Below are 14,096 nucleotides of genomic sequence, written 5' to 3' on the forward strand. Positions count from 1 at the left end.
GCGCGCGGGCTGTCAGGCGTGCGCCACCGGGCCACCCGCAGCGCGCGCCGCGGGGCGGTTCAGTGGTGGTGGTGGGCGCCCGCGGGGGCCGCCGGGGTCGCCGCCGGACCTGCCCCTTGCTGGGCATTCCATTCGGCGGGGGTGAGCGTCTTCATCGACAGCGCGTGGATCTGCTCGCGCATTCTATCGCCCAGCGCCGCGTAGACGCGCTGGTGGCGCTGCACGCGCGAGCGGCCTTCGAAGTCGGCCGCCACGATGGTGGCGAAGAAGTGCCGGCCGTCGCCCTCGACCTCGAGATGCGCGCACTGCAACCCGGCGGCAATGAAATTTCGCACGTCTGCGGCGGTGGGATCGGCCATGGTGCCCCCATTCTAGGTGTCGCGGGCTACAGTCCCGCGCTGTCAGGCCTTACCGGGAGCCGCCATGAGCCTCACCCAGATCGTGACCCTCGTCGTCCTGGCCGTGATCGGCCTGTGGATCCTGTCGGCCTACAACCGGCTGGTCCGCCACCGCAACGAGATCGGCAACGCGTTCGCCCAGATCGACGTGCAGCTCAAGCGCCGCTACGACCTGATCCCGAACCTGGTCGAGGTGGCGCGCAAGTACGTGCAGCACGAGCGCGACACGCTCGAGGCCGTGATCGCCGCGCGCAACGGCGCCAAGAGCGCCAGCGAGTCCGCCGCGCTGAAGCCGGCCGACGCCGCGCGCATCGGCGCGCTCGCCGGCGCCGAGAACGCCCTGGCCGGCCTGATGACCAAGCTGGCGGTCGTGGTCGAGGCCTACCCCGAGCTCAAGGCCGACGCCTCGCTGCGCGACCTGTCCGAAGAACTGAACCACACCGAGAACCGCATCGCGTTCGCGCGCCAGGCGTTCAACGACTCGGTGCTCGACTACAACAACGCGGCGCAGCAGGTGCCCACGGTGCTGATCGCCGACCTGTTTGGCTTCAAGACCGCCGCCATGCTGCAGGCCACGTCCAGCGAGGTCGAGCGTCAGGTGCCCAAGGTCGCCTTCTGACGGGCGTCGCCCAGACGCCGCCTGCCCGCGCCATGCGCTTCCGGCGCCACCAGGAGGCTGCCCAGCAGTCCACGCGCCAGCTGCTGCTGCTGTTCGTGCTCGTCGTCGTCGGGCTGGTGGTGGCGGTCAACCTGGTGCTGGCCGGCATCTACTTCCTGACCGTGCCATTCGCGCGCGGCCTGCCGCGGCTGTTCGTCGAGACCAACACGGCCCTGGTGCTGCTGTTCGTGCTGGGCGGCTGCTGGATCGAGTCGATGCGCCTGGGCAAGGGCGGGCCGCACGTGGCCGAGCTGGCCGGCGCGCGGCCGGTCAATGCCAGCGGCGGCGACGAGGCGGCCCGGCGCGAGCGGCGCTTCGTCAACGTGGTGCAGGAGATGGCGCTGGCCAGCGGTCAGCGCCCGCCGCCGCAGGCCTGGGTGCTGCCGCGCGACGATGCGATCAACGCCCTGGCCGCCGGCTGGGGCGCCGACGACGCGGTCGTCGTGGTGACCCGCGGCGCCCTGGAACGCCTGACCCGGGCCGAGTTGCAGGGCGTGGTGGCGCACGAGTTCAGCCACATCGTGCATGGCGACACGCGCCTGAACATGCGCCTCGTGGGCATGGTGTGGGGCCTGCAGATGATCTGGGGCCTGGGCGTGTCGATGTGGAGCGCCGACGAGCACGGGCGGCGCCACGCCGGCGCCCTGTTCGGGCTCGGGCTGATGGCGGTGGGCTCGCTCGGCTGGCTGGCAGGCCGGCTGCTGCAGGCCGCCGTGAGCCGACAGCGCGAGTTCCTGGCCGATGCGTCGGCGGTGAAGTACTCGCGCCACGTCGACGGCCTCGGCGGCGCCCTTCGCAAGATCGCCGACCAGCAGGCGCGCCGCGTGCGCGGCCTGGCCAGCGCCCACGCCGCCAGCCTGGCGCACCTGCTGCTGTCCGGCGACGCCCGCTCGCGCGGCAGCTGGCGCACCTGGCTGGCCACCCACCCCTCGCTGTCCGACCGGCTGACGCGGCTGTACGGCCACCCGCTGACGGACGACGAGCTGATCCTGACCGCCGACCCGGTGCCGATGGACCTGCCCGAGCCCGAGGCGGCCCCGGCGCTGGCGGTGTCGCGCATGGCCGATGGCGGCGAGCCGCCGCGGCCCTGGGCCGCGGGCGCGGCCGAGCCGGACGCCCATGCGCACGACCCGCTGCAGCGCACGGCGTTGCAGGAGGCGCCGGCGCGCGAACAGGAGGCGATCGACCGCATCGGTCGCTGGCACGGCCCGGGCGAATGGCAGGCGGCGATGCTGGCGCTGGGCGTGGCCGGCGACGCGTCGCCCGACGCGGCCGGGCGCTGGCGCGCCTGGCAGGCGGCCACGGCCGACCTGGGCGTCGCCGCCGCCGTGCGCGCCGAGGTGGACGCGCTCGGCCCGGTGGCGCGACGGCAGGTGTTCGAGGACCTGGCCGCTCGGGCGGCCGCCGCGGCACCGCCCGCGCGGCGCCAGCTCTGGCAAGGGTGGGTGGCGCGCTGGCGTGCGATGGAAGGGCCGGCCCGGCAACAGCCGGCGCGGGTCTGGCGCGCGCTGGTGCTGCGTCATGCCCTCGGCCCGCGCCACGACCGCCCCGCCCGTGCCACGCTGGCCGCCCTGTCGGCGTCGGTCCATGCGGCCACCGAGGCCCTGGCGCCTTGCCTGGGCGCGTCCGACGACGGGCAGCGGGCCTGGCGCGCCCGCGTGCTGCAGGGGCTGCAGGCTTTCGACCTGCCGCCGCCGCGCGGCCCGGCCGCGGGGCTGGCGCCGAGTGTCAGTTCGCGCCGGCCGCTGCTGCCGGCCCTGAGAGTGCGGCGGCTGTCGCCCATGCAGCGGCCGCTGCTGCTGCGCACCTGGGTCGAGGCCGCGGACGGCCTGGGGATGCTCGAGCGGGTCGAGACGGTGGACGCCCTGCAGTTGGCCTGCCAGGCCCTGCAGGTGCCCGTGCCACCGGCCCTGCAGCGCTAGCCGCGCCGGCCGGACGACTCAGCCAAGGTCGGTCTGGCGCTCGATGACGCGCGACACCAGGCCGTAGTCGATCGCCTCGGCCGCGCTCATCCAGTGGTCGCGGTCGATGTCGGTCATCACGCGCTCCAGCTTCTGGCCGGTTTCCTGGGCGATGACGCGCGCGATGCGTTCGCGCATCTTGATGATCTCCTGGGCCTGGATCGCGATGTCCGACGCCCGGCCACCCGCGCCGCCGGACGGCTGGTGGATCATGAACCGCGTGTTGGGCAGGCAGACCCGGCGCGCCTTGGGCGCCGCCAGGAAGATGTGCGTGCCGGCGCTGGCCACCCAGCCGCTGCCGATGGTGGTGACCGGCGCGCGCACGAAGCGGATCATGTCGTGGATGGCGTCGCCGGACTCCACGTGCCCGCCGGGCGACGAGATCAGCATCTGGATCGGCGCGTCGGACTCCTGCGACAGCGCGATGAGGCGCTCGCAGGTCAGGCGCGCCATGCGGTCGTCGATCTCGCCGAACACCATCACGAAGCGCGACTTGAAGGCCAGCTGCTCGGCCAGGCTGCCGTCGCGGTCGGGCTTGGCATCGGTCTTGTCGCCGGAGGAACGGGCGGGGCGGGTCATGGACAGTCTCCTGGAAGCAGCGGGGATCAGCTGCGGATTTTGTAGCCGACGGCCAGCAGGCGCAGCGCCACCGCCGACACCAGCACGAAGCTCGTGCCCACCACCGCCAGCGACAGCCACGGCGACACGTCGCTCGCGCCGAAGAAGCCGCGGCGGAAGCCGTCGATCATGTAGAAGAACGGGTTCAGGTGCGACAGCGCCTGCCAGAACGCCGGCAGCGAGTGCACCGAATAGAACACGCCGGACAGGAAGGTCATCGGCATGATGATGAAGTTCTGGAAAGCCGCCATCTGGTCGAACTTCTCCGCCCACAGGCCGGCGATCAGCCCCAGGGCGCCGAGCATGCCCGCGCCCAGCGTCGCGAACACGACGATCCACCACGGCTGGGCGAACTGCGGCGGGGCGAACCACACCGTGACCAGGAACACGCCGGCGCCCACCGTGAGCCCGCGCACCACGCTGGCCCCGACGTAGGCCGCGAACCAGGCCCAGTGCGACAGCGGCGTGAGCAGCAGGAACACCAGGTTGCCGGTGATCTTGCTCTGGATCAGCGAGCTGGAACTGTTGGCGAACGAGTTCTGCAGCACGCTCATCATCACCAGGCCCGGCACCAGGAAGCTGGTGTAGCCCACGCCGTCGAACACCTGGACATGGTCCTCCAGCACATGGCCGAAGATCAGCAGGTACAGCACGGCGGTGAGCACCGGCGCGGCCACGGTCTGGAAGCTCACCTTCCAGAACCGCAGCACCTCCTTCAGGAACAGCGTGCGCGCGCCCTCGAGCCTCATGCGCCTCCCCCGGCCGGTGCGCCCTGCATGATCTCGAGGAACACGTCCTCCAGGTCGGCGCGGCCGATCTCCAGGTCCTCCACCCGCACGCCGGCCTCGCGCAGGCGCGCCAGCACCGACTCGACCTGCGCCGCGTCGGCGGCACGCACCTGGGCGATGCGGCCGGTGACGCGGGCAACGCCCGCCAGCCCGGGCGGCAGCGCGTCATCGGTCTTGAAGCGCAGCATCTGGTGCGAGGTGCCGGCCAGCAGGTTGGCGGTGCGGTCCAGCGCCACCACGCGGCCCTGCTTGAGCATGGCGATGCGGCCGCACAGGGCTTCCGCCTCCTCCAGGTAGTGCGTGGTCAGCAGCACCGTGTGCCCCTGCCTGTTCAGCGTCGCCACGAACTGCCACAGCGTCTGCCGCAGCTCGACGTCCACCCCGGCCGTGGGCTCGTCCAGCACGATCACCGGCGGCTTGTGCACCAGGGCCTGGGCCACCAGCACGCGCCGCTTCATGCCGCCGGACAGCGCGCGCATGTTGGCGTCGGCCTTGTCGGCCAGCCCCAGGCCGGCCAGCAGTTCGTCGATCCAGGCGTCGTTGCGGCGCAGGCCGAAGTAGCCCGACTGGATGCGCAGGCACTCGCGCACCGAGAAGAAGGGGTCGAAGACCAGTTCCTGCGGCACCACGCCGAGCGCCTTGCGGGCGGCGGCGTAGTCGGCCACCACGTCGTGGCCCATCACGGTCACCCGGCCGGCGCTGGCCCGGGTCAGGCCGGCCAGCACCGAGATCAGCGTGGTCTTGCCGGCGCCGTTGGGCCCGAGCAGGCCGAAGAACTCGCCCTCGTCGATGGCGAAGGACACGCCGTCGAGCGCGCGCACCGTACCGCGCGCGCCTGCATAGGTCTTGGCGACCTGATCGAACTCGACGGCGGGCATGGCGGCGCATTCTAGGTTGGTGCAAGAATGACGTTCATGCCCGCTGCCGAGCCCAAGAAGAAGCCCCGCCGCACTGCCGAGCGCATCCTGGACGTGACGCTCGAGCTGTTCAACCGCTTCGGCGAGCCCAACGTCAGCACCACCCTGATCTCGGCCGAGCTGAAGATCAGCCCGGGCAACCTGTACTACCACTACCCGGCCAAGGACGAGCTGATCAACGGCCTGTTCGGCCGCTACGAGAAGGCGCTGGCGGAGATCCTGCTGGCCGCCGACAACGTGCGCAACGTGGAGGACGCATGGCTGTTCTTCCACATGCTGTTCGAGACGCTGTGGCAGTACCGCTTCCTGTACCGCGACCTGAACGACCTGCTGTCGAAGAACCGGCACCTGGAGACCCAGTTCCAGCACATCCTGCGCGCCAAGGGCCGCGCGGTGCAGTCGGTGCTGGGCGGCCTGGCCCGTGGCGCGGCGGTGAAGATCGACGCCCGCGAAGCCGAGCCGGTGGCCACCGCCATGGTGGTGGTGCTGACCTACTGGCTCAGCTACGAATACGTGCGCGACCCGCGCCGCGCCCTGGAGCCCGAGACCGCGAGCCCGGCGCTGGCGCGCGGCGCCTACCATGTGCTCAGCCTGCTGATGCCCTACATCGAGCCGGCCGCACGCGACCACCTGCACTCGCTGGTGGCGCCCTACCGCCACTAGTCGACACCCCCACAACGATCAGGAGACACCCGACATGGCCAAGTGGACCGCCTTCCCCTACGAGCTCGTCGACCTCGACGCCGCGGCGGTGAAGAAGCAGTGGGCACGGCTGCACGCCGGCGACGCCGAGCCGCTGCCCAAGGACGCCAAGGTGCTCGACGCCTGGGTGCTGTTCCACCGCGGCGAGTTCCAGAAGGCCCACGACGCGGGCCTGAAGGCCGGCGGCGCGGGCATCACCGTGGCCAACAAGGCGCAGTCGATCTACGCCAACTACATCGAGAAGAGCGAGAAGACGCGGCTGGCGATGTTCCAGGAGATCTCCGAGCGCGCCGAGGCGCAGCAGGCGGACGACCCGAAGAACCCCAACGCCTGGTACTGGCAGGCCTATGCGCTGGGCCGCTACGGCCAGGGTATCAGCGTGGCCAAGGCACTGGCCCAGGGCCTGGGCGCCAAGGTCAAGGGCGCGCTGGAAACGACGATCAAGCTCGCGCCCAAGCATGCCGACGCGCACATCGCGCTGGGCACCTTCCACGCCGAGGTGATCGACAAGGTGGGCTCGCTGCTGGGCAAGACCCAGGGCGCCGACAAGGCCACCGGGCTCAAGCTGTTCCAGCAGGCGCTCAAGCTCAACCCGACCAGCGCGATCGCGATGGTGGAGTACGCCAACGGCCTGGTCATGCTGGAAGGCGACAAGCGCATGAAGGAAGCCGAGAAGCTCTATGCGGACGCCGCGGCCTGCACCCCGGCCGACGCGATGGAAACGCTTGACGTCGAGATGGCTCGCGCCGAACTCGAGGACTGACCGGGTCGCGCCGCTGGCGCGTCCCGCAAACTGGTACGGCATGAATTACGACGACAGCGACTGGACCCAGGAAGCCGCGGCGGCCACGGCCGACACCTCGCGGCCCCGTCGCGACTTGACGCTGGCCGGCACGCTGGCGCTGGGCATCGTGATCGGCGTGGCCGGCACGCTGCTGGTCGTGCTGGCCCTGGGGCGCGGCCCGAAGGCCACGCCGGCGTCGGCCCCGGCGCTGGCGGCCGCACCGGCGGGTGCCGACACCCCGGCGGCGCCCGCCGTCCCGGTGGCGCCCGCCGGCACGTCGCCCACCGCGCTGGTGGAGCGGGCGCCGCCCGCGGCCGGCTCGGCTGCGTCCGCCGCCTCGACGCCTTCGGCCCACGACGCCAACGACGACGCCGACCCGCCCCCCGTGGCGGCGCCGCCCTCGCGGCCGGTCAGCGCCGAGGAACAGAAGCGGCGCGAGCGCGCCTGGGCGAAGTTCTACCGCCGCCCGGCCAGCTGCGAAGGCAACCCGACGACCGACCAGCTGATCGAGTGCGCCAACCACTTCATCCGCAGCAAGCGAGAGTTCGACGAGCGCTGGAAGGCCGGCACGCTGTAGGTGGCCCGGTCAGTTCGCCGGCCAGGGGCACATCAGCGCCAGCCAGGTGAGCTTGTCGAACTCCGGGGCGAAGCCGCCGACGATGGCCTCCGGGTCCGGGCACATGCGGGCGTCGGTGATCAGTCCGAACTGCACGCCACCGCCGTAGGACAGGATCGACACGCCCATGCCGATGTCGCCCGACTGCGGCACCCAGAACATGACTTGGTCGACCGTGCGGCCGCAGAACCGGATCGGCTCGCGCGGGCCGGGCACGTTGGTCATCACCGCGGTGGCCTTCTTGGCGAACAGGCCGGTGATCGCCGCCTGCACCGGCTTGACCATCATCCCGGACAGGGCCAGCACGGCAAAGGCCAGCAGCGGCTGGTAGCTCGTCTTGAGCTGGTTCATGCGCTGGTGCACCGCGTAGAGCCGTTCGCCGGGGTGGTCGATGCCGATGGGCAGCACCAGTGGCGCCAGGCCGAAGCGGTTGCCCAGCTTGTAGGCCTCCTCCAGCGGGCGCAGGTTCACCGGCACCATGGCGCGGATCTCCTGGCCGGTGGGGTCGTCGCCCTTGCCTCGCAGGTAGGCGCCCACCGCGCCGGCCACGCAGGCCAGCAGCACGTCGTTGATCGACACGCCGAAGGCGCGGCCGACGGCGCGCACCTCGTCCAGCGGCATCGGCTCGCTCCAGGCCACCCGCTTGCCGGGCGTGGCCTGACCCTTCAGGCGCGTCGGCGAGTCGTCCGGCATCATCGCCAGCGCCGCCACGTCGCTGGCCACCTGCATGCCCACGCGCGCCATCTCCAGGCTGCCGCCGCCGGGCTGCGCCAGCGCTTCCAGGCCCTTGCCCATGCCCTGCCCGGTCAGGCCGATGGCCTTGATGGTCAGGTCGGTGAAGGGCTTGATCAGCGTGTCGGCGATCCAGTCGTGCTCGTCGGCGGCCGGCGCCTCGCGGACGCGGCGCGCCGGCGGGGGCTTGCCGCCGTCGGCGATGGACAGCATCACCGAGATCAGCGCGATGCCGTCGCCGATGCAGTGGTGCACCCGGCTGATCAGCGCGCTGCGGCCGTCGCCCAGGTCCTCGATCAGGTGGAACTGCCACAACGGCCGCGACGGGTCGAGCGGCTGCGTGGCCAGGTCGGCCACGCGGCGCTTCAGCGCGTCCAGAGCCGCCTCGCCGGGGCGTGCCTCGAGCGTGTCGGCGCACACATGATGGGCGAGGTCGAAGCCAGGGTCCTCGACCCAGGCCGCGCCCATCGGGTCCTCGACCACCTTCTGCCGGAAGCGCGGGTAGGCCAGCAGCGACCCGCCGACCCGCTCGCGCAGCTCGGCCAGCGCCAGCCGCGGCGACAGCAGCCAGACGCCGACGATCATCATCAGGTTGGCGTCGGTGTCCATTCGCAGCCAGGCGTGGTCCACGCGCGACATGCGTTCGCTGTGAGCTGGCGGGGCCGTCATCGGGAGACTCCTTGTCCGGGCGGTCGAAGTTGCCCGCTAAGATCGTCCGCGTCCATGCCATCAAACCCCAAGAGGAGGCCGCCATGGCCAGTCTGAAAGCATCGTTCGAGAAGGCCGTCGCCGACAGCAAGAACCTGCCCGAGAAGCCCGACAACGCCACGCTGCTGCAGATCTACGCGCTGTACAAGCAGGCCACGGTCGGCGACGTCGACGGCAAGCGCCCCGGCTTCACCGACATGGTGGGGCGCGCCAAGTGGGACGCCTGGAACAGCCTGAAGGGCAAGGACGCCGACTCCGCGATGCAGGAGTACGTGGACCTGATCGAAGGGTTGAAGTAGGTCCCCCCCCGTTGCGCCTTCGGCGCTCCCCCCCAGGGGGGCGGCGCCGGCGGGCCGGCGGAGCCGGGCCCGCGGCCCCTGCTTGAAGTGGCGCGGCCGTTGGCGCGCCCCGCACGCTGCGCAAGGGTTACTTCGCGGGTTTCTTCGCGGGCTTGGCGTTCTTGGCGAGCAGGGCGTCGAGGTTCTTCTGGATCTCGGCCTCGATGGTCTTGCTGAAGGCGCCGAGCAGGAAGCCGAGCTTGGCGTCGAGGTCGAAGTGGTCGGCCGCGACGACGAGGCGGCCGCTGACGCCGGTGCGGGTGAATTCCACCGTGTCGCTGAACTCGCCTTCGACGACGGTGCATTCCATGTCGAACTTCTTCTCCACCTCCTCGGCCCACTGCCAGGCGATCTTGCGGGCCTTGGCCAGGCCCAGGGAGTGGTCGCGGTGGATCTTGATGTCGGGCATGCGCGCTCCGGCGGCAGGTCAGGAGGGGGCCAGTGTGGCGTGGCGCTGCGCCCGCGGCAATGCGGCCAAACGCTCAACGGCGGCGTAGAAGCGGGCGAAGTCGCGGCCCTCGCGCTCGAACAGGCGCTCGAAGCCCGGCACCAGGTCGTTGTAGGCGCCCATCACGCCGAAGCTGGCGTTGTTGGCACGCTCGAACCAGCCGTCGTAGCCGGCAAAGCCCTGCAACGGGCCCGGCTCGGCCTTGGCCCGCGTGTAGTCGGCCCGCAGCGCCGCCATCAGGGCCGCCTTGCCGCGGCGTTTCTCGTCGTCCGTGGCACTGCCGGCGAACAGCGCCTGCAGCTGACCGCGGTAGCGCCCGGTGAGCGTCCGGAACGCCTCGCGCCGGGCATCCAGCTCCGCATACTGGCGCCGCGCCGCGTCGCCGCCGTGGGCGTCGAGCCAGCGCCGCACGCCGATGCGCTCGACCGCCGTGGCGAAGGACTCGTTGAACACCGTGTCGTCCTTGGCGAACACCACCTGGTGCGCCAGCTCGTGGAACACCAGCCGCGCCAGCTCGCCCTCGGGCCAGCCGATGAAGGTGTTGAGCAGCGGATCGCCCCCCAGCCAGTCGAGCTTGCCCAGCGTGGAATACGCCGGCACGCCGTAGACGCTGACTTCCAGGCCGCGGGCGCGCAACTCGCCGGCCAGCGCGTCGGCTTCGGCACGGTCGTAGTAGCCGCGGTAGCCGACGCAGCCCACCACCGGGAAGCACCAGGTCTCCAGCTTCAGCGACAGCTCGGGCGCGGCCACCACGTTCCACACCGCGGCGGTGCGGCCGAGGTCGCTGTAGCGGCGGTAGCTGCGGTTGTCGGGCAGGCCCAGGTCGGTGACGGCGAAGTCGCGGATGCGCGCGGCCAGCGCCAGCCGTTCGGCCAGCGCGGGCGACGACTGCGGGTCGGCCCGCACCTCGGCCAGCGGGCGCGACCGCGCCAGCAGGTCGAGGTGGCCGCCGACGGACTGCGCGTAGTAGCCGATCGACGAGCATCCCGCGCCAAGGCACGCGGCCGCCAGCAGCGCCGCCACGCCCCCGATGCCGATGCCCGCCACGAGCAGCCCGCGCCTCATCCGACCGCTGCGACGCGCTCGACCTGCACCAGGCAGTCGTAGAAGGTCGGCGCGCGCCCGATGTCGGTCAGCGCCTGGCTGGTGACCTCGTTGACGTTGGTGCCGGCCAGGCCGTACTTGCGCCACCAGATGCCCAGGCCGTTGACCACGCCCGGGCGCGCCCGCGGGCCGACGTCGGCCTTGCAGCGGTACTCGCCGCGGTCGTTGAACACCCGCACCACGTCGCCCGTGGCGATGCCGCGCGGCGCGGCGTCGTCCGGGTGGATCTCCAGCAGCGGCTCGCCCTCCACGCTGCGCAGGCTGCGCACGTTGACGAAGGTGGAATTGAGGAAGTGCCGCGCCGGCGGCGAGATCATCTGCAGCGGGTAGCGCGCCGCCAGCGCCGGGGCGGTCTGGGCGCACTCGTGGTTGGGCACGTGCTCGGGCACGCCCAGGCCGCACACGTCGACCCGCGCGCGCCCGTCGGACGTGGGGAAGCCGCCGTCGGCGAACGGCGCCTCGGGCAGCGGCAGCGCGGCCCAGCCCCGCTCGCGCAGCGCCTCGAACGTGGTGCCCATCGCGTCCCAGTCGAAGGCCTGCCGCGCCAGCGCCTCGTCGTCGTCGGCGAAGCACGGGTCCGAATAGCCCATGCGCGCGGCCAGCTCGCGGAAGAACTGCGTGTTGGGCCGCGCCTGCCCCAGCGGGGCGATCGCCGGCTCGTTGAACATCACGTCGGTGTGGCCGTAGGTGCCGTGCACGTCCAGGTGCTCGAGCTGGGTCGTGGCCGGCAGCACGTAGTCGGCATGGTCCGCGGTGTCGGTGAGGAAGTGCTCCAGCACCACGGTGAACAGGTCTTCGCGCGCGAAGCCGGCGGCCACCTTGCGCGACTCGGGGGCCACCGCGACCGGGTTGCTGTTGTAGACGATCACGGCCTCGATGCGCGGCCCGAACGCAGGCGAGGCCTCGCGCAGCAGGTCGTCGCCGATGGTGCTCATGTTGATCGTGCGCGGCCGCCGGCCGGCCAGCAGATCGGGCCGCTCCAGCGCCGGGTTGCGAAAGCGCGCGAACCAGCCCGAGCTGGACAGCAGCAGGCCGCCGGCACGATGGCGCCATGCGCCCGTCAGGCACGGCAGCAGGGCCACCAGCCGCGCCGCGTTGCCGCCGCCGTGCACCCGCTGCATGCCGTAGTTGAGCCGGATCGCCGCCGGCTGCGTGGTGCCGAGATCGCGCGCCAGGCCGCGCACCTCGTCCACGCCGATGCCGCACACCGCGGCGGCCCGCTCGGGCGTCCACTCGGCCACGCGCCGCTGCAGCCGGTCGAAGCCGGCAAGATGGCGGTCGACATAGTCGCGGTCGATCCAGCCGCGCTCGATCAGCTCGTGCATCACGCCCAGCGCCAGCGCGCCGTCGGTGCCGGGGCGCAGCGCAATGTGCTGGTGGCACTTCTCGGCGGTCTCGGTGCGGCGCGGGTCGATCGCCACCAGCTTGGCGCCGCGGCGCTTGGCCTCCTGGGCCAGCGTCCAGAAGTGCAGGTTGCTGGCGATGGAGTTGCTGCCCCAGATGACGATCAGCCGGCTCTCCGCGAAGAAGCGCACGTGCATGCCGACCTTGGCGCCGTAGGTCGCCGCCACGCCCTGCCCGCCGGCCATCGCGCAGATGGTGCGGTCCAGCAGCGACGCGCCGAGCTTGTGGAAGAAGCGCTGCGCCATCGCCTCGCCCTGCACCAGGCCCATCGTGCCGGCGTAGCTGTAGGGCAGGATCGCCTGCGGGTCGCGCGCCGCGATGACCTTCAGCCGCGCCGCGATGTCGGCCATCGCCTCGTCCCAGGTCACGCGCTCGAAGCGGCCCGAGCCCTTGGGACCGACGCGCCGCAGCGGATGCAGCACGCGCTCGTCGTGATAGCTGCGCTCGGCATAGCGGCTGACCTTGGTGCACAGCGCGCCCTGCGTGGACGCGTGGTCGGGGTCGCCCTGGATGCGCACGACGCGGCCGCCGTCGACCGTGATGCGCATGGCGCAGGTGTCGGGGCAGTCGTGCGGGCAGGCGCCGTGCACCGTGCGTACCGACGTCGAGGCAGAGGCCAGGTCGCTCATGGATGAACTATTGCACAGCGCCCGATGTTTCGTCGGCCGCGGGGCCGTGCGGCCGAGACCCGCAGGGACTACCGTGCCCGCCCGGACAGCGACAACGAGGAGAACGCCGATGACAGGCAACGCATTCACCGGCTCGCGCCGGCAGGCCCTGGCCCGTCTGGCCGGCGCGGCCGCCGCCGCCCTGGGCACCCCGGCCCTGGCACAGGGCAGCGCCGGCCGCCCCATCGTGCTGGGCCAGTCCGCCGCCTTCAGCGGCCCGGCGGCGCAGCTCGGCGAGCAGTTCAAGCGCGGCGCGCTGCTGTACTTCGACCGTCTCAATGCCCGCGGCGGCATCGCGGGCCGGCCCGTGGAACTCAGGAGCCTGGACGACGGCTACGAGCCCGACCGCTGCAAGGCCAACACCGAGCAATTCGTCAAGGACGGCGTGTTCGCGCTCTTCGGCTACATCGGCACGCCCACCAGCCTGGCCGCCCTGCCGGTGGCCACCGCGGCGCGCACGCCCTTCGTCGCGCCCTTCACCGGCGCCCAGGCCCTGCGCGAACCGTTCAACCGCTACGCGTTCCATGTGCGGGCGTCGTACTTCGACGAGACCGCCGAGATCGTCAAGCAGGTGACCTCGGTGGGCATCAAGCGCATCGCCGTTTTCCACCAGAACGACTCCTACGGCAAGGCAGGCCTGGACGGCGTGCTGCGCGCCCTGAAGCCGCTGGGCCTGGAGCCCGCCGGGCTGGGCACGGTGGAACGCAACACGGTGGACGTCGACGAGGCCGTGAAGGCCATCCTGGCGCGCAAGCCCGACTCGATCGTGCAGGTCAGCGCCTACAAGTCCTGCGCCGCGTTCATCCGCGCCGCGCGCAAGGCCGGCTTCGGCGGCACGTTCTACAACGTCAGCTTCGTCGGCACCAAGGCGCTGGCCGACGAACTGGCGGCCGACGCGCGCGGCGTGGTGGTCAGCCAGGTGATGCCCTACCCCTACTCGCCGGTGACCCAGCTGTCGGGCGAGTACCTCGCGGCCGGGCAGGCCTCGGGCAAGGACTTCGAGCCCAACTACAGCAGCATCGAAGGCTACGTGGCCGCCAAGACGATCAGCGAGGCGCTGCGCCGGGCGGGCGCCGGTGCCACGCCCGAGACGCTCATCGGGGCCCTGGAGTCGATGCGCGAGCACAACCTGGGCGGCTTCTACGTCGACTTCAGCGCCACCAAGCACGCCGGGTCGCGCTACGTGGACCTGACCATCCTGTCGGGCGACGGCAAGGTCCGCCGCTAGCGGTGCACCGCAAGCGCCTGCCGC

General features: G+C 71.9%; 15 protein-coding genes. 7 read left to right on the forward strand and 8 right to left on the reverse strand.

The annotated features are described in order from the left end of the window. Positions 1 to 59 precede the first annotated feature (59 nt). A complete protein-coding gene (locus tag AC2EAQ_RS07510) occupies positions 60 to 359 on the reverse strand; it encodes a BolA family protein (RefSeq protein WP_484641453.1) in 300 nt (99 codons plus the stop codon). A 64-nt stretch (positions 360 to 423) separates the two neighbouring features. Between AC2EAQ_RS07510 and AC2EAQ_RS07515 the strand changes: the two genes are divergently transcribed. Both AC2EAQ_RS07515 and AC2EAQ_RS07520 read left to right on the forward strand, forming a co-directional pair. Next, positions 424 to 1,017 (forward strand): LemA family protein, encoded by a 594-nt coding sequence (locus AC2EAQ_RS07515; protein ID WP_484641458.1) that lies wholly within the window; start codon positions 424 to 426, stop codon positions 1,015 to 1,017. Between the two features lie 32 nt (positions 1,018 to 1,049). After that, the gene (locus tag AC2EAQ_RS07520) at positions 1,050 to 2,978 is read left to right on the forward strand and encodes a M48 family metalloprotease (RefSeq protein ID WP_484641460.1); all 1,929 of its coding nucleotides are present in this window, start codon (positions 1,050 to 1,052) and stop codon (positions 2,976 to 2,978) included. An 18-nt stretch (positions 2,979 to 2,996) separates the two neighbouring features. On the opposite strand, the gene AC2EAQ_RS07525 is transcribed toward AC2EAQ_RS07520, so the two are convergent. The 3 genes from AC2EAQ_RS07525 to AC2EAQ_RS07535 are packed head-to-tail and all read right to left on the reverse strand — an operon-like array spanning position 2,997 to position 5,301. Continuing rightward, the gene (locus tag AC2EAQ_RS07525) at positions 2,997 to 3,596 is read right to left on the reverse strand and encodes an ATP-dependent Clp protease proteolytic subunit (RefSeq protein WP_484641464.1); all 600 of its coding nucleotides are present in this window, start codon (positions 3,594 to 3,596) and stop codon (positions 2,997 to 2,999) included. Positions 3,597 to 3,622: 26 nt separating this feature from the next. Then, positions 3,623 to 4,384 carry an ABC transporter permease gene (locus tag AC2EAQ_RS07530; RefSeq protein ID WP_484641468.1) on the reverse strand — a complete coding sequence of 254 codons (762 nt, stop codon included), beginning with the start codon at positions 4,382 to 4,384 and terminating at the stop codon, positions 3,623 to 3,625. After that, entirely contained in the window at positions 4,381 to 5,301 is a 921-nt protein-coding gene (locus AC2EAQ_RS07535; RefSeq protein WP_484641472.1) for an ABC transporter ATP-binding protein, read from the reverse strand. Before AC2EAQ_RS07535 ends, AC2EAQ_RS07530 begins: the two co-directional genes overlap by 4 nt. 36 nt (positions 5,302 to 5,337) lie before the next feature. Between AC2EAQ_RS07535 and AC2EAQ_RS07540 the strand changes: the two genes are divergently transcribed. From AC2EAQ_RS07540 to AC2EAQ_RS07550, 3 genes are read left to right on the forward strand one after another with little or no spacing between them, the layout of a single operon-like run. After that, positions 5,338 to 6,003 carry a TetR/AcrR family transcriptional regulator gene (locus AC2EAQ_RS07540; RefSeq protein WP_484641476.1) on the forward strand — a complete coding sequence of 222 codons (666 nt, stop codon included), beginning with the start codon at positions 5,338 to 5,340 and terminating at the stop codon, positions 6,001 to 6,003. 34 nt (positions 6,004 to 6,037) lie between these two features. Continuing rightward, positions 6,038 to 6,805 carry a tetratricopeptide repeat protein gene (locus tag AC2EAQ_RS07545; RefSeq protein WP_484641479.1) on the forward strand — a complete coding sequence of 256 codons (768 nt, stop codon included), beginning with the start codon at positions 6,038 to 6,040 and terminating at the stop codon, positions 6,803 to 6,805. A 40-nt stretch (positions 6,806 to 6,845) separates the two neighbouring features. Beyond that, positions 6,846 to 7,403, forward strand: a complete 558-nt coding sequence (locus tag AC2EAQ_RS07550; RefSeq protein WP_484641484.1) for a hypothetical protein — start codon at positions 6,846 to 6,848, stop codon at positions 7,401 to 7,403. 9 nt (positions 7,404 to 7,412) lie between these two features. On the opposite strand, the gene AC2EAQ_RS07555 is transcribed toward AC2EAQ_RS07550, so the two are convergent. Next, positions 7,413 to 8,843: a wax ester/triacylglycerol synthase family O-acyltransferase gene (locus tag AC2EAQ_RS07555; protein ID WP_484641490.1), complete on the reverse strand. Its 1,431-nt coding sequence runs from the start codon at positions 8,841 to 8,843 to the stop codon at positions 7,413 to 7,415. 83 nt (positions 8,844 to 8,926) lie between these two features. Between AC2EAQ_RS07555 and AC2EAQ_RS07560 the strand changes: the two genes are divergently transcribed. Then, positions 8,927 to 9,181, forward strand: a complete 255-nt coding sequence (locus tag AC2EAQ_RS07560) for an acyl-CoA-binding protein (RefSeq protein ID WP_484641494.1) — start codon at positions 8,927 to 8,929, stop codon at positions 9,179 to 9,181. Positions 9,182 to 9,308: 127 nt separating this feature from the next. On the opposite strand, the gene AC2EAQ_RS07565 is transcribed toward AC2EAQ_RS07560, so the two are convergent. The 3 genes from AC2EAQ_RS07565 to AC2EAQ_RS07575 are packed head-to-tail and all read right to left on the reverse strand — an operon-like array spanning position 9,309 to position 12,805. Then, entirely contained in the window at positions 9,309 to 9,629 is a 321-nt protein-coding gene (locus AC2EAQ_RS07565) for a polyhydroxyalkanoic acid system family protein (RefSeq protein WP_484641499.1), read from the reverse strand. A gap of 18 nt (positions 9,630 to 9,647) precedes the next feature. Beyond that, a complete protein-coding gene (locus AC2EAQ_RS07570; protein WP_484641503.1) occupies positions 9,648 to 10,733 on the reverse strand; it encodes an aminopeptidase in 1,086 nt (361 codons plus the stop codon). Continuing rightward, positions 10,730 to 12,805 carry a molybdopterin-containing oxidoreductase family protein gene (locus AC2EAQ_RS07575; protein WP_484641506.1) on the reverse strand — a complete coding sequence of 692 codons (2,076 nt, stop codon included), beginning with the start codon at positions 12,803 to 12,805 and terminating at the stop codon, positions 10,730 to 10,732. The genes AC2EAQ_RS07570 and AC2EAQ_RS07575 overlap by 4 nt, the downstream gene beginning before the upstream one ends. Before the next feature lie 109 nt (positions 12,806 to 12,914). Between AC2EAQ_RS07575 and AC2EAQ_RS07580 the strand changes: the two genes are divergently transcribed. Then, complete coding sequence (locus tag AC2EAQ_RS07580; RefSeq protein ID WP_484641509.1) at positions 12,915 to 14,072, forward strand: ABC transporter substrate-binding protein; 1,158 nt, start codon at positions 12,915 to 12,917, stop codon at positions 14,070 to 14,072. The last annotated feature ends 24 nt before the right edge of the window (positions 14,073 to 14,096 follow it).

The organism is Aquabacterium sp. T101 (genome assembly GCF_057219775.1).